The 24,227-nt window shown below is 56.1% G+C and carries 21 protein-coding genes; 7 read left to right on the forward strand and 14 right to left on the reverse strand.

Annotated features, from left to right (window positions below):
- Nucleotides 1-230: 230 nt before the first annotated feature.
- Nucleotides 231-698: a chemotaxis protein CheW gene (locus tag HGO37_RS01585; RefSeq protein WP_192488531.1), complete on the forward strand. Its 468-nt coding sequence runs from the start codon at nucleotides 231-233 to the stop codon at nucleotides 696-698.
- 36 nt (nucleotides 699-734) lie between these two features.
- Here HGO37_RS01585 and HGO37_RS01590 read toward each other — a convergent pair whose 3' ends face one another.
- Together HGO37_RS01590 and HGO37_RS01595 are read right to left on the reverse strand one after the other, a co-directional pair.
- Nucleotides 735-1,226, reverse strand: a complete 492-nt coding sequence (locus tag HGO37_RS01590) for a CreA family protein (RefSeq protein ID WP_250981862.1) — start codon at nucleotides 1,224-1,226, stop codon at nucleotides 735-737.
- Nucleotides 1,227-1,294: 68 nt separating this feature from the next.
- Complete coding sequence (locus HGO37_RS01595) at nucleotides 1,295-1,885, reverse strand: 3'-5' exonuclease (RefSeq protein WP_250982383.1); 591 nt, start codon at nucleotides 1,883-1,885, stop codon at nucleotides 1,295-1,297.
- 182 nt (nucleotides 1,886-2,067) lie between these two features.
- Between HGO37_RS01595 and HGO37_RS01600 the strand changes: the two genes are divergently transcribed.
- Entirely contained in the window at nucleotides 2,068-2,988 is a 921-nt protein-coding gene (locus HGO37_RS01600) for a DMT family transporter (protein ID WP_250981863.1), read from the forward strand.
- A gap of 20 nt (nucleotides 2,989-3,008) precedes the next feature.
- On the opposite strand, the gene HGO37_RS01605 is transcribed toward HGO37_RS01600, so the two are convergent.
- Nucleotides 3,009-3,908, reverse strand: a complete 900-nt coding sequence (locus HGO37_RS01605) for a LysR family transcriptional regulator (RefSeq protein ID WP_250981864.1) — start codon at nucleotides 3,906-3,908, stop codon at nucleotides 3,009-3,011.
- A gap of 111 nt (nucleotides 3,909-4,019) precedes the next feature.
- Here HGO37_RS01605 and HGO37_RS01610 point away from each other — a divergent pair, with 111 nt between their 5' ends.
- On the forward strand, nucleotides 4,020-4,769 hold the full coding sequence (locus tag HGO37_RS01610) for an SDR family oxidoreductase (RefSeq protein WP_250981865.1): 750 nt from the start codon (nucleotides 4,020-4,022) through the stop codon (nucleotides 4,767-4,769).
- A 258-nt stretch (nucleotides 4,770-5,027) separates the two neighbouring features.
- Nucleotides 5,028-5,564: a GNAT family N-acetyltransferase gene (locus tag HGO37_RS01615; RefSeq protein WP_250981866.1), complete on the forward strand. Its 537-nt coding sequence runs from the start codon at nucleotides 5,028-5,030 to the stop codon at nucleotides 5,562-5,564.
- A gap of 48 nt (nucleotides 5,565-5,612) precedes the next feature.
- Here HGO37_RS01615 and ligA read toward each other — a convergent pair whose 3' ends face one another.
- Complete coding sequence (gene ligA / locus HGO37_RS01620; protein WP_250981867.1) at nucleotides 5,613-7,787, reverse strand: NAD-dependent DNA ligase LigA; 2,175 nt, start codon at nucleotides 7,785-7,787, stop codon at nucleotides 5,613-5,615.
- 125 nt (nucleotides 7,788-7,912) lie between these two features.
- Between ligA and HGO37_RS01625 the strand changes: the two genes are divergently transcribed.
- Entirely contained in the window at nucleotides 7,913-8,527 is a 615-nt protein-coding gene (locus HGO37_RS01625; protein WP_250981868.1) for a LysE family translocator, read from the forward strand.
- A 16-nt stretch (nucleotides 8,528-8,543) separates the two neighbouring features.
- Complete coding sequence (locus HGO37_RS01630) at nucleotides 8,544-9,440, forward strand: MBL fold metallo-hydrolase (RefSeq protein WP_250981869.1); 897 nt, start codon at nucleotides 8,544-8,546, stop codon at nucleotides 9,438-9,440.
- Between the two features lie 27 nt (nucleotides 9,441-9,467).
- Here HGO37_RS01630 and recN read toward each other — a convergent pair whose 3' ends face one another.
- From recN to HGO37_RS01665, 7 genes are all read right to left on the reverse strand, one after another.
- A complete protein-coding gene (recN, locus tag HGO37_RS01635; protein WP_250981870.1) occupies nucleotides 9,468-11,141 on the reverse strand; it encodes a DNA repair protein RecN in 1,674 nt (557 codons plus the stop codon).
- A 16-nt stretch (nucleotides 11,142-11,157) separates the two neighbouring features.
- Nucleotides 11,158-12,024, reverse strand: coding sequence for an outer membrane protein assembly factor BamD (locus HGO37_RS01640; protein ID WP_192488522.1), 867 nt, complete (start codon nucleotides 12,022-12,024; stop codon nucleotides 11,158-11,160).
- 318 nt (nucleotides 12,025-12,342) lie between these two features.
- The gene (gene lpxC, locus HGO37_RS01645; RefSeq protein ID WP_250981871.1) at nucleotides 12,343-13,302 is read right to left on the reverse strand and encodes a UDP-3-O-acyl-N-acetylglucosamine deacetylase; all 960 of its coding nucleotides are present in this window, start codon (nucleotides 13,300-13,302) and stop codon (nucleotides 12,343-12,345) included.
- Between the two features lie 263 nt (nucleotides 13,303-13,565).
- Nucleotides 13,566-15,317, reverse strand: a complete 1,752-nt coding sequence (ftsZ, locus tag HGO37_RS01650; RefSeq protein WP_250981872.1) for a cell division protein FtsZ — start codon at nucleotides 15,315-15,317, stop codon at nucleotides 13,566-13,568.
- Nucleotides 15,318-15,410: 93 nt separating this feature from the next.
- Entirely contained in the window at nucleotides 15,411-16,742 is a 1,332-nt protein-coding gene (gene ftsA, locus HGO37_RS01655; RefSeq protein WP_192488519.1) for a cell division protein FtsA, read from the reverse strand.
- A complete protein-coding gene (locus tag HGO37_RS01660; protein ID WP_250982384.1) occupies nucleotides 16,739-17,656 on the reverse strand; it encodes a cell division protein FtsQ/DivIB in 918 nt (305 codons plus the stop codon). Before HGO37_RS01660 ends, ftsA begins: the two co-directional genes overlap by 4 nt.
- On the reverse strand, nucleotides 17,653-18,579 hold the full coding sequence (locus HGO37_RS01665) for a D-alanine--D-alanine ligase (protein ID WP_192488518.1): 927 nt from the start codon (nucleotides 18,577-18,579) through the stop codon (nucleotides 17,653-17,655). Before HGO37_RS01665 ends, HGO37_RS01660 begins: the two co-directional genes overlap by 4 nt.
- A gap of 624 nt (nucleotides 18,580-19,203) precedes the next feature.
- Here HGO37_RS01665 and HGO37_RS01670 point away from each other — a divergent pair.
- Nucleotides 19,204-20,508, forward strand: coding sequence for an MFS transporter (locus HGO37_RS01670; protein ID WP_250981873.1), 1,305 nt, complete (start codon nucleotides 19,204-19,206; stop codon nucleotides 20,506-20,508).
- Nucleotides 20,509-20,711: 203 nt separating this feature from the next.
- Here HGO37_RS01670 and murB read toward each other — a convergent pair whose 3' ends face one another.
- Genes murB through murG form a run of 3 tightly spaced genes read right to left on the reverse strand, consistent with a single transcriptional unit; the run spans nucleotide 20,712 to nucleotide 24,222 of the window.
- Complete coding sequence (murB, locus tag HGO37_RS01675) at nucleotides 20,712-21,677, reverse strand: UDP-N-acetylmuramate dehydrogenase (RefSeq protein WP_250981874.1); 966 nt, start codon at nucleotides 21,675-21,677, stop codon at nucleotides 20,712-20,714.
- Nucleotides 21,674-23,089 (reverse strand): UDP-N-acetylmuramate--L-alanine ligase, encoded by a 1,416-nt coding sequence (gene murC / locus HGO37_RS01680; RefSeq protein WP_250981875.1) that lies wholly within the window; start codon nucleotides 23,087-23,089, stop codon nucleotides 21,674-21,676. Before murC ends, murB begins: the two co-directional genes overlap by 4 nt.
- Complete coding sequence (gene murG / locus HGO37_RS01685) at nucleotides 23,086-24,222, reverse strand: undecaprenyldiphospho-muramoylpentapeptide beta-N-acetylglucosaminyltransferase (RefSeq protein ID WP_250981876.1); 1,137 nt, start codon at nucleotides 24,220-24,222, stop codon at nucleotides 23,086-23,088. The genes murC and murG overlap by 4 nt, the downstream gene beginning before the upstream one ends.
- Nucleotides 24,223-24,227: the final 5 nt, after the last annotated feature.

The raw sequence follows: 24,227 nt of genomic DNA on the forward strand, positions 1-24,227 counted from the left end.
TGATGATAACATCGATGCCCCTCACCAACAACAGGACCAAAAACTGAAAGCCTGAGAAAAGGCGCCGTTAGTAAAAGGTTAAACGGTTACAGTGCATGATCGTCATGCGGTCTTCCAAGATAGCGACATGACGTCTGCCGGGTTTTCCAAAAAGCCGGTCTTCCGCATTACCTGCCATTATGAACATCCGGACTTTAGCGCGTCCAGAACCGCCAGGAAGAATTCAGACCATGACGAATGCAATCAAGCAATCGGGTTCTCATCTCGAAATCGTTTCCTTCCATCTTGGCGATCAGGAATTCTGCATCGACATCATGGCAATCCGTGAAATTCGTGGCTGGGCACCGGTTACGCCTATGCCGCACACGCCTCCTTACGTTCTCGGTCTTATCAACCTGCGTGGCGCCGTTATTCCTGTCATCGACATGGCCTGCCGCCTCGGTATGAAAATGACCGAACCTTCGGAACGCTCTGCCATCATCGTCACCGATATCGGCGGCAAGCTGGTTGGTCTGCTGGTGGAACAGGTTTCCGACATGATGACCATCCGTTCGGAAGACCTGCAGCCGACACCGGAAATCATTCCTGAGACCCAGCGCAGCTTCTCGCACGGCATCGTCGCGCTTGAGAAGAGCATGGTCTGCTTCCTCAACCTCGATACGGTCATCGCGGAAGAACTGTCCCGCGAAGCCGCTTAAGACTTTACATTACTGAGATTTTCGAAACGGCAGGCCTTACGGCTTGCCGTTTTTCCATGTCGGGTTCTGCCCGTAGAGCGGCACGGTTGAAATTGCCATCTTGGCCGAACCATCGGTCAATTCGCGGGTGTGCACCAGATAGATCAACGTATCATTCTGCTTGTCGTAAATGCGGGTCACCAAAAGCTTCTTCCACACCAGCGACATGCCCTGACGGAACACTTCCTCACCATCCTTGGAAAGATCGATATCACCGATCTCGACCGGCCCGGTCTGGTTGCAGGAAATGGCATTGTTGGACGGGTCTTCAAACCAGTTGCCGTTTTTCAGCCGGTCAATGACACCACGCTCAAAATAGGTGACGTGGCAGGTCACGCCCTTCACTTCCGGATCGGCTACCGCCTCAACGATAATGTCGTTGCCAATCCAGTCGACGCCGACTTCACCAACCACCTGCGCATGCGCAGCGGTGACCGGAACCGCAACAAGCACGCCAACCATCAGTTTCCGTAACAGGGATAATGCCATTCCAGCCTCCATTTGATATCCCAAAGATAGGATCACGGTGAAGGATGGCAAGTTGAAAGGCGTGCGTTTTAACGCCGCCGCATGGTGCAGGGCTCATAACCGCCGGAATGGACCTTACCAGCCACCATGCCGATCTTGCCGGGAATATCCCTGATCTCTGGCACTTCGATCGATTTGGCCATTTCGATGGCCGCAGAGGCACACACCAGAGCGTCTTCGGCGGCATTGTGGTGCACAAAGCGCAGGCCCAGGTGCCCGGCGATGATGTTGAGTTTATGTGAGGGCAATTGCGGCCAGATCTTCTGGGACATTTTCACGCTGCACAGATAGGAAAACGTCGGATAGCTCTGCCGGTACTTGTCGAAGCAGGCGCGCAGCACGCTAAAGTCGAAGGCCGCATTATGGGCAATCATCGTCGCACCCTGAAAATCATCGATAAACTCGTCCATCACCTCCGGAAATTCCGGCGCATCTTCAACCGTTTCCGGCCGAATGCCGTGAATGGAGATATTGAACGATGAAAAGCGCATCTCACGCGGACGGATCAATCTTTCCTCGACCCGCACCACCTGACCATTTTCCACCCATGCCAGACCGACAGAACAGGCGCTGCCGCGCTCTTCATTGGCAGTTTCAAAGTCGATGGCGATGGTCTTCAAAGGGCGATTCCCGATTGGTTCTTGGGGACCGCATAATACAATTTCACCTGAAATAGAACCGCTTGACGCCCGCCCGTCGGCCAGAACAACAAACGCCTTGTTTAAAAGCAAGTTTCGGGTGGCACGACTCACAAATCTCGATACACCAGTATCCATCACACATATTTCGTCGGGGCACGGCAATGGCAGCGATACAACGGCAAATGAACGCCAGCGAATGGGCCATGCTCATTGCCCTGTCGGTCCTGTGGGGCGGTTCCTTTTTCTTCATCGGCGTTGCGGTGAAGGAACTGCCACCGTTGACCATCGTCACACTCCGTGTCGGATTGGCGGCCATTGCGCTGCTTATCGTCTGCCGTGTCATGGGGTTGAAGCTGCCAAGAGAAGGCCGCATCTGGCGCGCCTTCTTTGCCATGGGCATTCTCAACAACATTATCCCCTTTTGCCTGATCGTCTGGGGCCAGACCCATATTGCCAGTGGCGTTGCCTCCATTCTCAACGCCACAACGCCGTTGTTTACCGTCATTGTCGCGCATTTTCTGACGATTGATGAAAAGCTCTCACCCAACAAACTGGCTGGCGTGCTGATCGGCTTTGTTGGCGTCGCCACCATGATCGGCCCATCTGCCCTTGGCGGCAGCGGATCAAATCTTTGGGGCCAGCTTGCCATTTTGGGTGCAGCCACGTCCTACGCCTTTGCCGGTATCTTCGGCCGCCGTTTCAAGACCATGGGTGTTGCACCACTGATGACAGCAACCGGCCAGATTTCATCGTCGACCCTGATGTTGATTCCGGTTGCTCTACTGATCGATCAGCCGTGGACACTGGCCATGCCAAGTACTGCCACCTGGGGCGCCTTGCTCGGCATCGCCCTGCTCTCCACCGCGCTTGCTTATCTGCTGTTCTTCCGCATTCTCTCCACCGCCGGGGCCACCAATCTTGCGCTTGTCACCTTCCTCATTCCAGTCAGCGCCATTTTGCTCGGCTCGCTGGTTCTCGGTGAACAGCTGGAAATGAAACATTTTGTTGGCATGGCGATGATTGCCGCCGGTCTTGTCGCCATTGATGGCCGCTTGTTGCGCCGCGTGAAAGCGGCGGGCTGATCCAGACCCGACGCGCTCTATCACGGCTCCCAATAGGGCGGTGAACCAAACGCCTTACGCAAATGATCAGCAAGCGCTCTCAGCTTGGCAGACGGACGCCGTCCCTCCGGATGGGCAATGTAGATAAATTCATCTTCCGCCTGTATGCCGACATCGATCACGGTCAAGCTGCCATCCCTGATGGCAGGGCCGGCAATAAAGGTTGGCAACAGCGCGATGCCAAGACCTGCCACCGCTGCGTCGCGGATCATATCGCCATGATTGACCCGCAGTGCGACTTTTGCCCTGACGATGACGGCACCGTTTGGGCCGACAAACCGCCAGTCCGCGACACCACGATTGGTGTAAAAAATTCCGCGATGTCCCTCCAGTTCAGCGGCATTATGGGGTGTTCCATGCTGTTTCAGATAGTCAGTTGATGCCACCAGCAGACGTCGGCTGGGCGCCAGCTTCCATGCCATCAATCGTGAATCAACAATCGGCCCATGCCGCACCACCGCATCAAATCCGGCCGACGACACATCGACACGCCGGTCATCCATATCCAGACTGACCTCGAGCGCCGGGTTCTGCAACAGAAATGGATAAAGCGCAGGGCCAAGATGCAGCCGACCAAAGGTCACAGGCGCAGACAGGCTGAGCGCGCCTTTCAGATCACCACGCCGCTCGGCCATGTCATCCGTGGCATCCCGCACTTCATTGACGATGCGCACTGCCCTTTCCAAAAAGGCACTGCCGTCTTCCGTCAGGCTGAGGCTGCGGGTGGTTCTGTGCAGCAGGGTCGTGCCCAAAACACGCTCGAGTTCCGACAACCGGTCGCTCACCACAGATTTCGAAAGATTGAGGCGGCGCGATGCCTCGCTGATCGACCCGGATTCTGCAACGGCCACAAATGCGGTTATTCCTTCAAGTTTCATCATTGTTCGGTTTTTCCGGAAAGCTGAGCAAATACTTGCAGACTAATCAGAACGATTGAGAAAAGCCATATTCGCTGCAGGCAAACACGCCACTCCAAACAAAGGAAAATGATCATGACACGCTTGCAGAACAAGACAGCACTCATCACTGGCGGCACCAGCGGCATCGGCCTTGAAACGGCCCGCCAATTTATTAGCGAAGGCGCACGCGTCGCCGTCACCGGCACCAACCCTGCCACCATCGAAAAGGCGAAAGCTGTGTTGGGTGATGATGTGCTTTACATCCGTGCCGATGCCGGAAACGTTGCATCACAGAAAGAAATTGCTGACCAGATCGCCGCAAAGTTCGGCAAACTCGACATCCTCTTCGTCAACGCAGGCGTGGCTGAATTCCGCACCATGGATCAATGGGATGAAGCTGCCTTTGACCGCTCGGTTTCGGTCAATGTCAAAGGCCCGTTCTTCCTGGTGCAGGCGCTGCTGCCTGTTTTCAGCAACAAGGCCTCCATCGTGCTTAATACCTCGGTCAACGCCCATATCGGCATGCCAAATTCCAGCCTCTATGCGCTGACCAAAGCAGCCCTGCTGTCGCTGTCCAAGACATTGTCGGGTGAACTGCTTGGCCGTGGCATCCGCGTCAATGCCGTTAGCCCCGGTCCGGTTGAAACCCCGTTGCATGAAAAATTCGGACTGGATGATGCCGGTAAAAAAGCCATGGCCGACGCGATTGTCGCGCAAATCCCTCTGGGACGATTTGGCCATGTTGCAGAAATTGCCAAGGCCGTTGTTTTCCTGGCATCCGATGAGGCAAGTTTTACGGTTGGCGCTGAACTGATTATCGATGGTGGCATGATTACCCTGTAACGCTAGGCCCCTCTCAGCCCTGATTTTCCCGGAGCGGATGAAACCACTCCGGGAAACAGCATTGACATCAAGGCATATGCCACGCATTTTCACGCCATGATCAAAAACGCAACCATCGTGATGCTCAACATCGTGACCACCGGTACCCCGGCGGGCAAAGGATTGTTGACGCGTTAAACCGATCATCCATCCAGCCCTGCCAAAAAGAGCAGGGTTGATGAAACACCTGCTCTCCGGTCCCAAAATAGGAGAACAGGCATGCCGCCAGCCCAAAACCAAAACCTTGACTATGCTGATTTCGACCGTTCCGACATCACCGTACGGGCAACCCGTCTGGATGATGCGGCTGCGATCACCGAAATCATGAACCTGCCCGGCGTTCGCCATGGCACCTTGCGGCAACCATTTCAAAGCGTTGAGAAAACCCGCAAATTCATTGAAAGCGCCTCTCCTAACGACATCACGGTTCTGGCAGAATGGCGCGGCAGGATCATTGGCAATGCCGGCCTTCACCGCAAGGTGGGCCGGCAGCTGCACGCAGCTTCGCTTGGCATTGGCATTCACGATGATTTCGCTGGCAAGGGCGTCGGCTCGGTCCTGTTATCAGCCCTGATTGACGCTGCCGACAACTGGCATGATATCCGCCGTATTGAACTCAGCGTCTTCACTGACAATACGGCCGGAATTCATCTCTACGAAAAATTCGGCTTTCAGCACGAGGGCATCCTTAGACAATACGCCTTTCGCAACGGCGAATATGTCGATGCCTATATGATGGCGCGTCTACGCGGTTGAGGACCATACCGCTGCCCTGACTGACATGGTCGCAGCGGCACCCGCCGCTCAGCCACCAATCAGCGCCAGCCACTCATCCTCATCCATGGTCTGGATACCAAGCTCGACAGCCTTTGCGAGCTTGGAACCGGCACCGGGACCAGCCACCAGAATATCGGTCTTTTTCGATACCGAACCTGCCACCTTCGCACCAAGGCTTTCCGCGCGGGCTTTGGCCTCATCGCGGGTGAATTTCTCCAGCGAGCCGGTAAACACCACCGTCTTGCCGGCCACCGGACTGCCCTCGGTCGATGGCTTTTCGGCCTCCTTGGGCTGCAGTTCGGCAATCAGCTCGTCGATCACCTTCAGATTGCGCGGCTCCTTATAGAACTCGACAATCGAACGGGCGACAACCTCGCCAATACCATCAATGCTGTTGAGCTCGGCCCAAGCCTCACCCGTCAGCGAAGCCGCGGCCTTCATCGCATCTTCAAAGTGTTGGTAAGTGCCGTAAGACCGCGCTAGCAGCTTTGCCGTGGTTTCACCGACATGGCGAATGCCAAGCGCAAAGATCAGGCGGTGCAGGTCGATTTCACGACGCGCATCAATGGCATCGAACAGCTTCTTGACGCTGACCTTGCCGAAACCGTCGATATTCTCTAGCTTGGTCAGGTGAGACCCTTCCTGACGTTTTTTCAGTGTGAAAATGTCAGGCGCCGTTTTGATCCACAGCATCGGGTCTTCGCTTTCAAAGAAGAAATCGATCTGCTTGGTGCCAAGCCCTTCAATGTCGAAAGCGTTGCGTGACACGAAATGTTTCAGATGCTCCACCGCCTGCGCGCGGCAAACGAAACCGCCGGTACAACGGGTCACCGAATCGAGCTTGCCAGTCTTTTCATTGCGTTCCCGCACCGCGTGGCTTTTGCACACCGGGCAGGTCTGCGGAAACTCGTAAGGCGCCGCATCCGCAGCCCGTTTCTCAGGGATGATGTCCAGCACCTGCGGAATGACATCGCCGGCGCGCTGCACGATAACGGTGTCGCCGACACGGATATCATGCCCGACCGGGCGAATACGCTCGCCGCTATTGCCGATACCTTCGATGTAATCCGCGTTGTGCAGCGTGGCGTTGGTCACCACCACACCACCCACCGTTACAGGCGTCAGACGCGCCACCGGCGTCAACGCACCTGTGCGACCAACCTGGATATCGATGCCCTCGACAATGGTGAAGGCCTGTTCTGCCGGGAATTTGTGGGCGGTTGCCCAGCGTGGACTGCGTGAGCGAAAGCCCAAACGCTCCTGCAGATCCAGACTGTCTACCTTGTAGACCACACCATCGATATCATAATCGAGATTGGGGCGTTCAACGCCGATTTCACGATAATGCTCAAGCAGTTCCTCAATGGAATTGATTCGACGCATCAGCGGATTGACGGGGAATTTCCACTCGCGGAATTTTTCCACGATGCCATATTGTGTGTCGGACAAACGCGTCGCCTGCCCACCATTGGACACCTCACCCAGCGCGTAGGCAAAGAACCGCAACTTGCGTGCCGCAGTCACCTTCGCATCAAGCTGGCGCAGTGATCCGGACGCCGTGTTGCGCGGGTTCACATAGGTCTGTTTGCCTTCGGCCTCCATCTGGGCGTTGAGCGCCAGAAAGTCGCTCTTGGCCATATAAACTTCGCCACGCACCTCAACCACATCAGGTGCACCAGCAGGAAGCGTATTGGGAATTTCTGAAATGGTCAGAATGTTGGCAGTGACATTTTCACCGGTCGTGCCGTCACCACGGGTGGCCGCCGATTTCAGCCTGCCGTTTTCATACCGGATCGACATGGACAGCCCGTCGATCTTTGGCTCAGCGGTAAAAGCAATCGAGTTATCCGGCAGCCTGCCGAGAAAACGATAAACCGAAGCAATAAAGTCCTGCACATCTTCGTCGGAAAACACGTTGTCGAGCGACAGCATCGGCCGCGCATGCACAATCGGCGCAAATGTCGGCAGTGGCGCAAAACCGACCTTTCTCGATGGACTGTCAGCCCGCACCAGTGTTGGAAACGCCACCTCTATCGCATCGTTACGTCGCTTGAGTGCATCATAGTCCGCATCGGAAATCTCCGGCGCATCCTTGCCATGATAAAGCGCATCATGCCGCGCGAGCTCTGCGGCGAGATAGGCAAGCTCGGAAGAAGCCTCAAGTTCGGTCAATTTATCAACCGGGGTCAGTTCGTTTGCCATGGATGCCTCGCGCATGAATCTGCAACGCTTTTAGCGAATTATTTCGGCATGCAAAACCATCGCTTTGCAAAACACAGGAATAGATTATCCTGAAAATCCGGATCGATACAGAACCGGAGACACCAATGGAATTTACCACGCTTCTCGCCTTCGCCGCCGCATTTTTTGTGTTTGCAGCTAGTCCCGGCCCCGACAATATGACCATCATCGCTCGCACCATCACCCATGGCGCGGCATCCGGTTTCGCCTATGGTGCAGGCACCGTTGTCGGCATTCTGATGTTTTTGACTTTGGCCGCCTTTGGCCTTTCCATCATTGCCAGTGAAATGAGCATGGTGATGACCGTTCTGCGTTATGCTGGTGCCGCCTATCTGGTGTGGATGGGCATCAGACTGTGGACAGCAGAGCCTGTCGTTCCACAGTTGCAGCCAACAGCCAGCCAGCGTGGCCTGCTGCCGGTTTTCATGGCCGGTATTGCCCTAAACCTCGGCAACCCGAAAATGCCGCTGTTTTATGTGGCTCTGCTTCCCAACGTGGTTGGCGCATCCCTGACGCTGGATCACCTTGCGGCACTTGCAGCCATCGTCATTGCGGTAGAGATTGTCGTGATCAGTGGCCATGTGGCACTTGCCGTGCGGGCTCGCAGCCTGTTACGCCAACCTCACATCGTACGGCGGGTCAATCGCACCGCTGGCGGCGTCATGATCGGCTCAGGCATCGTCGTCGCGACAGCACGTTAACAAGGGTAATTTCAGCATGAGCAAGACGATGACCATCAGCACGGACACGATGCGCATCCTGCAACCCTATCCAGACATCTATGCCTATTACGATGGCCGAATGAACAAGCGCCTTTATTCGCCGGAGCCGAACTGGCTAGATGACGGCGCCTACACGCTGGGCACCGCCTCCTATGCCATCGTCTCAGAAGGCCATGCGCTGGTTTATGATACGCATATGTCGCTTGATCACGCCCGTTTCATCCGCAACCATCTGCAAAGCCTTGATGTCAGCAAAATCACGGTCGTGCTCAGCCACTGGCACACCGACCATATTGCAGGAAACGAGGTGTTTGCCGATTGCGAGATCATTGCGCTGGCCTTTACCGCAGACACCATGGCGAAAAACCGTGAGGCGCTTGCCAAGCGCAATCCACCGATCTCGCCGGTCATCATGCCGACACGCACCTTTGAGACCACGCTCAGCCTTCAGATCGGCAAACGGCTCGTGGAGATGCACCACTTCGATATTCACAGCGCCGATGGCAATGTGCTGTGGCTACCGCACGAAAAAATCCTGTTTGCGGGCGACACGCTTGAAGACACCGTGACCTATGTCTCAGAGCCCGAACATATCACCACCCATATCGAAGAACTGAAGCGTATGCGCCAATGGCAAATTGCCAGAATTCTTCCCAATCATGGCCTTGAGCAGCGTATCGCCGAAGGCGGTTATGCACCGGAGCTGATTGACGCCAACCGAGCCTATCTGGAACGCCTGACCGGCCCGCACGGCCTGGCACTGGCCGACAAGCAGACGCTTGAAGAATTTGTGGCACCGGAAGTGGCGAGCGGCGCAATTGTCTATCACGCCGATTACGAAGAGGTTCACCGTCACAATATCGATGCGCTCAGGAAGATACGGGCCTTGTAGGGCCCGTTTGATAACGCTAGTCGCTGTTTAGTCCTTGGCAGCCAGAAGACGGGCTGCAGCAGCCCTCGCCTCATCCGTAACAGAGGCACCCGCCAGCATACGGGCGATTTCCTCGGTGCGGTGCTGCGGCTCCATCGTTGCCACCTTGGTGGCAATCCGCTCGGTGCCATCACCAGTCGGCCCCTTGGAGATCAGCAGATGCGTCGCCGCACGTGCCGCCACCTGCGGGGCATGGGTCACTGACAGAACCTGAACGGTCTTTGACAATCTGCGAAGCCGCTGGCCGATTGCATCGGCAACTGCACCGCCCACCCCGGTATCGATTTCGTCGAACACCAGTGTCGGCGCGGAACCACGATCTGCCAGAGCAACCTTGAGAGCCAGCAGGAAGCGCGAAAGCTCACCGCCCGACGCCACCTTCATGATCGGCCCTGGACGTGTGCCGGGGTTGGTCTGCACGTGGAATTCAACCACGTCGATCCCCTCGGCCGTCGCCGCATCGGCATCGGTCGTGACTTCAACGGTAAAACGGGCGCGTTCCAGCTTAAGGGCTGGTAGTTCCGCCATGACAGCGTCCGACAATGCGCTGGCTGCAGTGTGCCGCTTGTGCGACAGTGCAACGGCAGCCTGATCGAAATCGGCCTTTACCAGATGCAGATTTGCTTCAAGCTTCGCCAGGGTTTCTTCACCGGCATCAAGCTCGGCAAGGTCAGCCACCATCTTTTCGGCCAAGGCAGGCAGCTCGATCACCGGCACGGAATATTTGCGACCCGCTGCACGCAGTGAAAACAACCGCTCTTCAACACGCTCCAGCTCACGCGGATCAAATTCCGTACGGCGCAGCGCGGCTTCCACTTCAGTCTGCGCATTGGAAAGGTTGTCCAGCGCTGCATCCAGCAACTGCACCGTATCTTCCAAAAGACCGGGTGCTTCGTGGCTCTTGCGCTCCAGACGACGCATCATCGATGCAATCATCGGCACAGGCGACGCGTTGCCATTCAAAAATTCGCTGGCTTCGGCAATATCACCGGCGATGCGCTCAGACTTCTGCATGACGGCGCGGCGTTCCGCCAGTTCGTCTTCCTCACCGTCCTGCGGTGAAAGCTTTTCAAGCTCTTCGACAGAAGATCGCAAGAATTCAGCCTCACGGGCCGCCGCTTCCACCTTGGCGCGGTGCACTTTCAAGCCGCGCTCGGCATCTTTCCATTTGCGGTAAAGTCCCTGCAGCGACAAGGCCTCGTCACTCAAGCCTGCAAAGGCGTCGAGAAGTGCGCGATGCGCATCGGTATCGACAAGGGCGCGGTCATCATGTTGGCCGTGTATCTCGACCAGCAGCACGCCCAACTGGCGCATCATCTGCACGCTGACTGCCTGATCATTGACATAGGCCTTGGTGCGGCCATCAGCGGATTGTACGCGGCGGAAAATCAGATCGCCGTCATCATCAAGGCCGTTTTCACGCAACAGAAGGCGTGCCGGATGGTCGTTTGCCAGTTCGAAGGTGGCAGTCACCTGGCCCTTATCCTCACCATGACGCACAAGGCCACCGTCCCCTCGCCCACCAAGTGCAAGAGACAAACTGTCAAGAAGAATAGATTTACCGGCGCCCGTTTCACCTGTTAGCACCGACAGGCCCGCCTCGAACGCAAGATCGAGCCGTTCAATCAGGACGATATCCCGGATCGATAACTGCGTGAGCATGGGTTACACCCTCAGATCAAACGCCAAGAAGCTTGAGGCCAGCCTTGGAAATCCACGATCCCTTGTTCTCGCGTGGCTGAAGTCCGCCGGACTGCAACAGCTTGAACGAATCGGCATACCATTGGCTGTCCGGATAGTTGTTGCCCAGAACCGCAGCGGCGGTCTGTGCTTCGTCCGTCAGACCCATTGCATAATAGGATTCGGTCAGACGCGCCAAGGCTTCTTCGATCTGGTTGGTATTTGGATATGTCTCGACCACAACGCGGAAGCGCTTGATGGCAGCCAGATATTCCTTGCGCTCAAGGTAATAACGACCGACCTGCATTTCCTTGCCTGCCAGCTGGTCGCGTGCAAAGCGGATCTTCGCCTGCGCATCGCTGACATATTCCGAATTCGGATAATCATTGACCACCTTGGACATCGCTTCGATGGTGCGGGCAGCAGCGCGCTGGTCCTGCGTTACGTCAACGATCTGCTTGGAATAAGCCAGGCCGACCAGATACTGAACGTAAGCGGAATCTTCAGAACGCGGATATTGCTTGAGGTAACGGTTGCCAGCTGCGATGGCCTGCTCGTTACGATTCATACGGGTGCTGACGAATGTCTGCATCACCAGAGCCTTGCGGCCCCACTCCGTAAACGGATGTTGTTTGTCGATCGCTTCGAACTTGCGCGATGCTTCGGTCATGTTGCCGGAGTTCATGTTGGCGAGACCCTGCTTGTAGAGTGTCTCAGCCGATTCGCTTTCGAAACCAAGTTTGGTGATGTCGATATCTGGGTCCGACTGGCATGCGGTCACGAGCGTTGCAGCCCCGGCCAGCAACATCGATACAAGCGCGACCCGAACCGTTCTATTCATTGCACCAGACCCTACATGCTTCATTATACAGATCCCATTTCGCGCAAATACATCAACATCAGCTTTGCACTGGCGTTTCTAGCCATAAAAGCGTCGGTAGAGCAACGCAATGATGACGCATTAACGCATTTTTATGGCGTACCACTTTGAAGAGGACGAATATTTCCTGTTTTTCAGGTCAAAAGACGCCGTGTTTTATTCTCTCAGCTGCACATTTTCCTGTCATCGCTTGTGAGTCGCGACTGGTTCCAGCAAGCGGAGAAAATGTGAACAGTGCCATGCATTTTCATAGAAAAAAGCCGCATCCAGAGGATGCGGCTTTCAAAATCTTCAATCACGAAATCAGGCAGACCAAGGCGACACGTCAGCAACATTGACGCGGACAAACTCGGCTGCGCGCACGCGCTGGCTGCGGGAAACCGGAGCCTCGACAATTTCATAGGCGGTCGGATCGCTGAGCAGCGCCTTGAGCGCATTGGCGTTGACCTTGTGGCCACCACGGTAGGAACGGTAGCAGCCAATGAACTGCGCACCGGCCAGTGCCAGATCGCCAACAGCGTCCAGCGTCTTGTGACGAACGAACTCGTCCTTCTCGTAACGCAGGCCTTCCATGTTGATGACAGTGTGGTCATCGGAAATCACAACGGAGTTCTCAAGCGACGAACCGAGTGCATAACCGGCCGCCCACAGGCGCTCCACATCACGCATGAAACCGAAGGTACGGGCGCGAGACAATTCCTTGGTAAAGGTTTCTACAGTCAGATCACCAGCCCAAGTCTGACGGCCGATCAGCGGCGTATCAAAGTCGATCTCAACTTCGAACCGTGTGCCGTTGTATGGACGGAACTCAGCCCAGGAGGAACCGGCATCGATACGAACCGGCTTCAAAACGCGGATATAACGGCGCTTCACGCCGAGATTGACGATGCCAACCTGCTCGATAGCTTCGATGAACGGGAACGAGCTGCCATCCATGATCGGCGCTTCGGGACCATCAACTTCAACAACCAGATTGTCGAGGCCAAGCGCATAGATCGCGGCCATGACGTGTTCGATGGTGGCAATGGACTGTGTCTGCGATCGGCCAAGCACCGTGCAGAGATCGGTGTTGCCGACATTGGCGGAAACAGCCTTGATCTCGGTGATATTGCCGTTGTCGTGATGACGCTGGAAAACAATGCCGGTACCGGCTTCAGCCGGATGGAAGGTCATGGAAACCGGATTGCCCGAATGTACGCCAATACCGGAAATCTGCGCAGCAGCGGCGATAGTCGTTTGAAATCCAAGCAATTCGATACTCATTCACATGTGCCTTGTCTAACAGGAACCGAAAACGTCAGGGGTTCGGCTCCCCAATTCGAAATTGAGGAAACATACGGTTTTCCTCACAACTTGCAGTCATACATACGTATGGTCAGGCCACATAACAAATCACTGTTTCTTTCGCATTGTTACAAGTTTAAGAAATTGATAAATCAACATCTTTCTTCACATTTGGAAACAGTTTGTAACAAAAAACCCGGGCCTTTCGGTCCGGGTTTGGTGTTCAGAAGAATCGCATCTAATCAGTTCGACTGACGGCGCAGGAACGCCGGAATTTCCAACTGGTCGTCTTCGTGCGAGCTTGCAGCCTGCGGTGTGACACGACCCTGATTGTCGAGCTGGCCACGACGCGGTGCGTACAGACTTGCCTCAGCGGAAAGCTGACGGCGCTGCTGTGGAGCAAGCGATGGTGCGTCCATCAACTCGGAAGGAACGTTGTCGTCTTCTTCACGACGTCCCAGCGAGTTGGTGATGCGCTTCAACAGACCCATCGGGCCACGCTCTTCCGGAACAGTCGATGCCGGATGCGCAGTGCGGTGGTCCATCTCAGCCTTCACGACCGGAGGAAAGTCCTCGATCTTTGGCATGCGAACCGGCTCTACATGGCGAGGTGCCGCTGCAACTGGTTCATGGTGCACAGGTGCCTGTGGCTGCTGCATGCGTGGTGCAGCAACTGGCTCAGGTGCGTAGTGGGCCTGTGGTGCAGGTGCGGCCTGAACTGGAGCCTGACGAACAGGTGCCGGTGCTGGAGCTTCAACCGGAGCAGAAGCAAACAGCTTGCTCTGCGGGCGGAATTCAGCTTCTGCCTGTGCCTGGCGCAGCTGCTGTTCAGCAGCAGCCAGAGCCAATTCGCGTTCCATTTCGACTTCAGCCGTACGGATGGTCTGTGCGATTGGGTCAATCGCCTTAGGGGCCTGCATGACGGGGGCAGGCTGAACTGCGGCCGGAGCCGAAGCAACGGCCGCCGAAGGACGGATAAGTGGCTTTGCAGCAGCGGCCTGCGCCAGGTACTGGTCGTTCTGGCCTGCAACACGGTCGATACCGGTCGCAACAACAGACACGCGGATGAGGCCTTCGAGCGCTTCGTCGAAGGTCGCGCCGAGGATGATGTTTGCATCCGGATCGACTTCTTCGCGAATACGGGTCGCAGCTTCGTCCACTTCGAACAGGGTCATGTCGCGACCACCGGTGATGGAGATCAGCAGGCCCTGTGCACCCTTCATGGAGGTTTCGTCCAGCAGCGGGTTGGCAATAGCGGCTTCAGCAGCCTGCATTGCGCGACCTTCGCCGGAAGCTTCACCCGTACCCATCATCGCGCGGCCCATTTCGCGCATGACAGAACGAACGTCAGCGAAGTCGAGGTTGATAAGACCTTCCTTCACCATCAGGTCGGTGATGCAGGCAACGCCCGAATAGAGAACCTGGTCGGCCATTGCGAAGGCATCCGCAAAGGTGGTCTTGTCGTTGGCGATGCGAAACAGGTTCTGGTTTGGAATGACGATCAGCGTGTCGACCGACTTCTGAAGCTCCTGAATACCCTGTTCGGCAAGGCGCATACGGCGCTGGCCTTCAAAGTGGAACGGCTTGGTAACAACACCAACCGTCAGAATGCCCTTGTTGCGGGCAGCCTGTGCGACGACAGGAGCAGCACCCGTACCGGTGCCACCGCCCATACCGGCAGTAACAAAGCACATGTGTGTTCCGTTGAGGTGATCGACGATTTCATCGATGCACTCTTCAGCAGCAGCGCGACCGACTTCCGGCTGCGAACCAGCGCCGAGACCTTCGGTAACCTGAACGCCCATCTGAATGATGCGTTCGGCCTTGGTCATCGTCAGGGCCTGTGCGTCCGTGTTAGCCACAACAAAATCAACGCCCTGAAGACCAGCCGAGATCATGTTGTTTACGGCGTTGCCACCACCGCCACCAACACCGAATACGGTGATGCGAGGCTTCAACTCGGTGATATCAGGCTTATGCAGCTGTATCGTCATTGTCACATTCCTTCTTTGTCTAGGCCGCATCGCCACGCTGGCCGATTCATTACAACTCGTTACACACCTGCTCCGGCACCACGCCGGTTCAGGTCAAAAACTTTCTTTCAACCACTGCCCTACCCGGGCAATCCGTCCGCCACTTGTGCCGAACGGAGAAAACAGCCCGCCTTGAGAGGCATGTACTTCCGCGTCCGCGATCTGCGGATAAATCATCAGGCCAACCGCCGTCGAAAATGCCGGACCCTTGGCTGCAACCGGCAGACCGGAAACACCAAGCGGACGACCAATACGCACGTTACGGGCCAGAATGCGGCGCGCCGTCTCCGGCAGGCCGGTTAGCTGGCTTGCACCACCGGTCAGAACCACGCGCTTGCCGACAATCGGGCTGAAGCCGGACTTCTGGATACGATCACGGATCAGTTCCAGGGTTTCTTCGATACGGGCACGCACGATACGCGTGACCAGAGCGCGGGAAACCTGTGACGGCTGGTCACGGTCATCCTCACCGATTGGCGGGATCGAAATCATGTCACGTTCGTCTGCACCATTGGCCAGAGCCGAACCGTGAACCACCTTCAGACGCTCGGCGTCCTCGATGCGGGTCGACAGGCCGCGCGCCAGATCGGTGGTCACGTGGTGGCCACCAAGACCGATCGCGTCGGTGTGAATGAGACGGCCTTCAGCAAAAACAGAAATCGTTGTGGTGCCGCCGCCCATATCGATGGCTGCGCAACCCAGTTCGACTTCATCGTCAACCAGCGCAGCGAGACCACTTGCATATGGGGTCGCAACCATGCCCTCAACCGACAGATGAGCGCGGTTGACGCACAGCTCGAGATTTTTCAACGCCGAACGTTCTGCGGTGACAACATGCATGTCGACGCCGAGAAGATCACCATACATCGACAACGGATCACGGATGCCACGCTCGCCATCTAGCGAATAACCCGTTGGCAGGGAGTGCAGGATTGCCCGGTCCTGACGCAGCGACTGCTGGCTGGCGGCAATGAGAACCTTGCGCAGATCGCCCGCTTCAACTTCCTGGCCACCCAGATCAATGCTTGCGGTATAGATGTCGCTGGCCAGACGGCCGGCCGATACGTTGACGATCAGGCTGTCGACTGTCAGGCCTGCCATACGCTCGGCTGCATCGACAGCCAGACGAACGACGCCTTCAACGGCATCCAGATCGGCGATGACACCGGACTTCACACCGCGCGAACGCTGGTGGCCAATACCGATGATCTCAACCTTGTGGGTACGACCCGGCAACACTTCGGTTTCCTGACGTGGCGTCAGACGACCGATCATGCAGACGATCTTGGTCGAGCCGATATCCAGCACGGAAACGACATGTGACCGCTTGGAAGAAAGCGGTTTAAGGCGCGGCAGTCCAAAATGGGAAGAACCGAAAAAGCTCATATGTTCCCCGCTTTCTTGAGCGCCTTTTCACGTGCCGTAACGGCGGCCTCACGGCGCTCGGTTGCGGCTTGCGTCAACTGAATGGTGGTGCGGTCGGAAAGCCGCAAATCGATTGCTGCGATGTCGCGTGACATAACCTGCTGTTCAGCATCAAGACGCGACAGCAAATGCAGGGCCTTGGCGACATTGACTTCTGGCAGCTTGATGATGATGCCGTTGTTCAGGTGCAGGTCCCAGCGACGACCGGAGATGCGAACATAGGCTTTGACCTTGCTGCGAATTTCCGGCCAGGCGTCCAGCTGCTCCATGAAGCTTGCAGCGCCGGTTTCAGCGTCACGACCAACGAACAGCGGCAGGGCTGCAAATTTGTTATCGCGCAGCGGTGCAATCACGCTGCCGTTCTTTTCGATAAGCGACAGCTCGGAACCGTGCTGCCAGATACCGAACGCATCACGTTCCTTGAGACGGATTTCGATGGTGCGCGGATAGACCTTGCGCACATCAACATCTTCTACCCAAGGCAGATCAGCTAGGCGGCGGCGCGCCGTGTTGACATCCATAGCAACAAGCGAGGTCGTACCGTCGAGGCCGAGCAGTTGCAGAATATCGATTTCAGAGGTCTGCGCATTGCCGGACACCTTGACGTCTTCGATGGCAAAACCGGCTGCAGATGTGGTTGCCTGCGCAACGGTCTGCGTGTGGCCACCAAGCGACATGCCGTAGAGACCGGTGGCTGCAAAAAATGCGATTGCGGAAATCGTGCCTGTGTGTGCGGGAATGTTGACGCGGCCCGTTGCGAGGCTTACACAAAAGCGCACGACGCGACGCAGCGGACGAGGCAGCACGATGCGCTCGTCAGCGGCAGGAGCGAACTGCTCCACCCGGCGTCTGTTTGCTTTTTTGCCACCGATCATCGCGAACACGAAGCGTCCTCCACCATCCAGCGGACGAATTGACCAAACGTTAAACCATCATGAGCTGCCATTTCCGGCACGAGAGAGGTTGGCGTCATGCCAGGCTGAGTATTGACCTCAAGCCAGATAATCTCACCATCCTCAGACAGACGGTCATCGTAACGAAAGTCTGACCGGCTCACTCCACGACACCCGATTGCCCGGTGCGCCATAAGAGCCAATGATTGTATTTTTTGGTAAATTTTCGGTGAAATTTCTGCAGGGATGACATGTTTCGAGCCACCCGCTGCATACTTTGCATCATAATCGTAGAAGCTGTGTCCAACCGGAACCACCTCGGTGACACCGAGCGCACGATCACCCATGACACCGCAGGTCAGCTCACGGCCGGGAATATAACGTTCAACCATCACCGCGTCGCTGTAACGCCATTCCGATGACGTCAGGACCTGCGGAGGATGGGATTGATCCTCTTTGACGATCACAACTCCGAAACTGGAGCCTTCACGAACAGGCTTGACGACATAAGGCGGCGCCAGCGGGTGTTCATTGGTGAAATCGAAACGGTTCATCAGGCGCGCTTCGGCTACCGGCACGCCAGCAGCAGCAGCAACCTTCTTGGCCTGCCCCTTGTCCATGGCAAGCGCGGACGCAAGGACACCGGAACCGGTGTAAGGAATTTGCAGATATTCAAGAATGCCCTGAATGGTGCCGTCTTCGCCGAACGGGCCGTGAAGAGCATTAAAGACAACATCAGGATTAAGGCGCGACAGCACGGCCGATACATCACGATCGACATCGACGCGAGTGACCTCGTAGCCTTCGGCCTCAAGAGCAAGCGCACAGGCCTCACCTGAAGACAGGCTCACCGGCCGCTCCGATGAAAAACCACCCATAAGGACAGCGATATGTTTGCCGCTCATTTAAATCCCCGACATCAAACGTTTCTCTGACGCCACTAACGACCGCCTTACGCCCAAATTCCGGCACTGATTCTCTCAGCACCATCCACTGAACCACTTAAGAGCCATTAAGGTTAATGAAGCGTTTACTTTCGTTAACCAGCGCACCTTCCATGCGGTTTTTTAAACATGAATCATTCAATGTTCGGATTAATGCCTTAGAATCAGAGAGTTGCACTAAATGCAATATGTCTGGGTCAAAAAAAGCAAAAATGAGACCGTGTTTCGCTTCAGGACAATCGTTAACAGGCAAGCCTCAAACCGTTAAGATTCAGGCTTATCCACAACTCATGGATGAACCCGACAGCATCCGGAAATTTTGCAGCGCAACATTGAGGCGTTATTTTCGCCTTTCAAACGTGCTTTTCCGACCACAAATCGCCGGCAAAAACCCATAAAAGCTGGATAAAAACTCTTATATGATCGAAAAAGAATGCTATTTTAAACTTTATTGCGCTTGCAGCATTCCATATTTGCAAAAATTGCGTTAACGCAATCTCGCCGTTCAAGGCGATCTCAACACTTGAAGCGTATGTGTCTGTGCCCGCAAGGCCGCACGGCGCTTGATACAATGGAACCAACACAATGACCGACGCGATATCCCGTGTATCGCCGACCGCTGACACTCCGAACGATGTAAAGACAAATTCGCCTGCACGAGTTCTTACTGCCAGCGTGGTCGGCACGACCATCGAGTTCTTCGACTTTTACGTCTATGCGACAGCCGCAGTTCTCGTGTTTCCAACGCTATTCTTCCCGAACAATGACCCGATGACGGCACTGCTGGCTTCTTTTGCCACGTTTTCCATCGCGTTTTTCGCACGTCCGTTGGGCGCCGTTGTATTCGGCCACTACGGCGACCGTGTCGGCCGTAAGACAACGCTTGTTGCCGCACTTCTGACCATGGGTATCTCCACCGTCATTATCGGCTTGCTGCCATCCTATGAGACTGCTGGCATCATTGCGCCGTTGCTTCTGGCGCTGTGCCGTTTCGGTCAGGGCTTTGGTCTTGGCGGTGAATGGGGTGGTGCCGTGCTTCTGGCAACGGAAAATGCACCTCCTGGCAAGCGTAGCTGGTACGGCATGTTCCCGCAGCTTGGGGCGCCAATCGGCCTGCTGCTCTCCTCCGGCGTGTTCTGGATTCTGCTGCACTTCATGTCGCAGGAAGCCCTGCTGAGCTGGGGTTGGCGCATTCCGTTCGTTGCATCGATCATTTTGATTGCTGTTGGTCTGTGGGTTCGCCTGTCGATCACCGAAACACCGGCCTTCCAGAAGGCGATCGATCAAGAAGAGCGCGTTGCCGTTCCGGTTGCTGAACTGTTCCGCCACCACAAGCGCAGCCTGGTGCTCGGCACATTCGTTGCTCTGGCAACATTCGTGCTGTTCTACATCGGTACCGCCTACCTGCTGTCCTACAACGTCAAGGTTTTGAAAATCCCGTTCCTCGACGCTCTGGAAGTGCAGATCCTCGGCTCTATCGTGTTTGGTATCTTCATTCCGTTCGCTGGAAAGCTCGCAGAGCGTTTCGGCCGTCGTGAAATCCTGATCCTGACCACCGTGCTGATTGGCGCATTCTCGTTCCTGCTGCCCGGTCTAATGAGCGGTGGCGAAGGCTCGATCTTCCTCTTTGCAGCTCTCGCCATGGCACTGATGGGCATGACCTACGGTCTGATCGGCACTGCACTTGCAGCACCGTTCCCGACAACCGTGCGCTACACAGGCTCGTCGATCACCTTCAACATGGCCGGCATCTTCGGCGCCTCGCTGGCACCATACATCGCCACATGGCTGCAGGTGAACTACGGCATGGCCTATGTCGGTTATTACCTCTGCGCCGCAGCGGTTATCACGCTGGCCTGCATTTTGCTGTCACGCAAGAACGAAGTCTGATCCTGAATCAAACTGACAACAAAGCCCGCGAAGTCGCTGACTCCGCGGGCTTTTTCTTTGCCTATTCATCGCGTGAGCCAGAGCGATGTCACGACAACATCAATACACGGCACTGGCACGACACCCCTCTCCCCACAAACAAAACGGCCGGGTGATAAACCCGGCCGTTCTTAAAATATTGAAAGCTTTTGCGTCAGGCGGCATCAGCCACCGAGGAAGGGCTCGACTTCACGGCCCGGCATGAACAGGCCAAGGCGCTTGATTTCCCATTCCAGCTGAATGCCGGAGTGCTCACGCACGCGGCGGCGAATGGTCTCGCCGAGATATTCCAGATCATAGCCGGTCGCGTTGCCGGTATTGATCATGAAGTTGCAGTGCAGCGACGACATCTGCGCGCCACCAATTACCAAGCCACGGCCACCAGCCTCGTCAATCAACTCCCATGCGGAATGGCCTTCTGGGTTTTTGAAGGTCGAACCACCAGTCTTTTCGCGGATCGGCTGAACAGTCTCACGATGAAGACGCACAGCATCCATGTCTGCACGAATTTTTGCTCTGTCTTCAGGATAGCCTTCGAAAAGCGCATCCACAAAGATCAGGCCTTCCGATGCGCTGGAGTGGCGATAGGTGTAACCCATCTCCTCATTCGACAGCGTGTGGATATTGCCCTGACGGTCAACCGCACGCACTTCCACAACGCGCTCGCGGGTTTCGCCGCCATTGGCACCAGCATTCATGCGCAGCGCGCCACCGATTGAACCGGGAATGCCATAATAGAAGTGGAAACCACCGATGCCATTGTCCATGGCCATCGCGGCAATATGCTTGTCCGGGCAAATAGCACCAGCGCGAATGCGGTTTTCGCCAGCCAGTTCAAGATCACCAAAACCCTTGGCGGAAAGACGCACGACAACACCAGGAATGCCGCCGTCACGCACCAACAGGTTGGAGCCAACGCCAACAACCGTCAGCGGCACATCTTCCGGCAGCAGTTTCAGGAAGGTAACGAGATCATCCACATCGTGAGGCTGGAACATAAGCTCCGCAAGACCACCTGCCCGGAACCACGTAACGCGGTCCATCGGCGCATCCGGCGTCAGGCGTCCACGCAGTTCATTCACTCCCTCGCCGAGCCTTCCCAGCAGCTTAACCCCATCCACCTGTTTCATGCAGACTTTCCTGATATGCTTTCCAGTTCAGAAGGCAGCGACGCCGCCCATTGCGTAATATTACCAGCACCCAACAGAACCACGAAATCACCGGGATTCGCAATGCCTGCGATCAATTTGGCAAGTTCGTCCTTGGAAGGCAAAAACCGCGCATCACGATGTCCTGCCGCCTTGATGGCCGAAATCAGAGCTTCGGAGTTTGCGCCTTCGATTGGATCTTCGCCCGCCGCATAAACCGGTGCAAGGATAATCGTGTCTGCATCATTGAAGCAATGCGCAAAGTCGTCAAACAGGCTGGAAAGACGGCTGTAGCGGTGCGGCTGGTGCACGGCAATGATACGGCCCTTGCAGGCTTCACGCGCAGCTCTGAGCACTGCCTTGATTTCCACCGGGTGATGACCGTAGTCATCGAATACCTGAACGTCGTTCCAGGTGCCGGTCAGCGTGAAGCGACGCTTGACGCCGCCGAACGAGGCAAGACCCTTCTTGATGTTTTCTTCCGAGATGCCGAGACGGTTGGCCACGGCAATGGCCGCGCAGGCATTCGACACATTGTGACGGCCTGGCATTGGCAGAACGAGATCCTTGAAGGAAAAGATCTTGCCGGTACGGCGACGGCGGATTTCAACGTCGAAAATCGAACGCGTGCCATCAATGCGGACATTCGAGAAACGCACGTCGGCCTGCGGGTTTTCACCATAGGTGACAACCTTGCGGTCTTCGATCCTACCCACCAGCACCTGAACCTCTGGATGGTCGAGGCACATGACGCCAAAACCGTAAAACGGCACATTTTCCACGAACTGGCGGAACGCCGCACGCACGGCATCAAAATCACCGTAGTGATCGAGATGCTCAGGGTCGATATTGGTCACCACGGCCACATCTGCCGGCAGTTTCAGGAAGGTGCCGTCAGACTCGTCAGCCTCGACAACCATCCACTCACCCTCACCCATGCGGGCATTGGTGCCGTAAGCATTGATGATTCCGCCATTGATAACGGTCGGGTCCAGCTCACCGGCTTCCAGCAGCGTCGCGACCATTGATGTGGTCGTGGTCTTGCCATGCGTGCCGCCAATGGCAATTGCATTGCGGAAGCGCATCAGTTCGGCCAGCATTTCTGCACGGCGTACGATCGGCAAATGCTTTTCGCGGGCAGCAATCAGTTCCGGATTGTTTTTCTTAATCGCCGTGGAAACCACGACAACTTCGGCTTCGCCAAGATTTTCAGCGGTGTGGCCGACAAACACATCGATGCCCTTTTCGCGCAGACGCTGCACATTGGCGCTGTCTGACTGGTCAGAACCCTGAACCTTGTGGCCGAGATTATGCAGCACCTCGGCAATGCCGCTCATGCCAATGCCACCGATACCGATGAAATGAACAAGACCTATGGCTTTTGGCATCTTCATGGATGCTCTCCTTCAATTTTCTTTTTAAATTCGGCAATGGAACCACCCTGCGCAAGCGTTTCCACCATATCGGCGAGAACCGAGGCCGCATGCGGTTTGCCGGTTGCCTTGGCAGCAGCGGCCGTCGTAGCCAGCCGCTCCGGTTGTATCAGCGCGTCTGCCAAAATGGTCGACAGCTTCTGCGGAGAAAGTTCGGATTGCTTGATGACACTTGCACCACCGGCACCAGCAAGGGCGGCAGCATTGGCGGCCTGGTCATGATCAAGCGCATGCGGATAAGGCACCAGCACCGAAGGCCGGCCAATCACCGACAGTTCCGATACGGTTGAAGCACCTGACCGGCTGATCACCAGATGGGCAGCGCCGATCCTTTCGGCCATGTCGCCGAAAAATGGCGAGACATCCGCCTGCACGCCAAGCTTGGCATAGGCGGCAATGACGTTGTCCTTGTCTTCCGGGCGTGCCTGCTGGGTCACTGAAAGGCGTGAACGCTTCTCATCCCCCAATAGGCAAATGGCAGCCGGAATGGCGGCAGAGAAAAACTGCGCACCCTGGCTTCCGCCAAACACAACAAGCTTGAACGGCTCGGTGTTTTCTGAAGGGTCATAGGCAACATTGGCAGCCTCAAGCACCGCCGGACGAACCGGATTACCGGTTGCTACGGTCTTGTTGGCATATTCCCCACGATCCGACGGCAGGAAACCACCGGCAATTGCCTTAACGCGTTTTGCCAGCGCCTTGTTGGCGCGGCCCATCACGGCATTCTGCTCATGCAGCATCGATGGAACGCCAAGGCCGGTAGAGGCGAGCAGTGGCGGAACGGTGGGGTAACCACCAAAGCCAACCACGGCCACAGGCTTCAGTTTCGTGATGAGGCGGCGTGCCGCGCGAAGACCGGTCCACAGCTTCAACAGTGAACGTGCCACCGCAATCGGATTTTTCGAACCGATCGTCGCAGATGGCACGACATGGATTTCATCGGCTGGAAACTTGCCGGCATAGCGTTCAGCGCGGCTGTCGGTGACCAGATGCACCTGATAGCCACGCGCTTTCAGCTCATAAGCCAGAGCCTCTGCCGGAAACACATGACCGCCGGTTCCCCCGGCGGCAAGCAGCACAATACCTTTGTTCATTCATA

It is taken from the genome of Rhizobium sp. CG4 (assembly GCF_023701965.1).
Taxonomy (GTDB): domain Bacteria; phylum Pseudomonadota; class Alphaproteobacteria; order Rhizobiales; family Rhizobiaceae; genus Agrobacterium.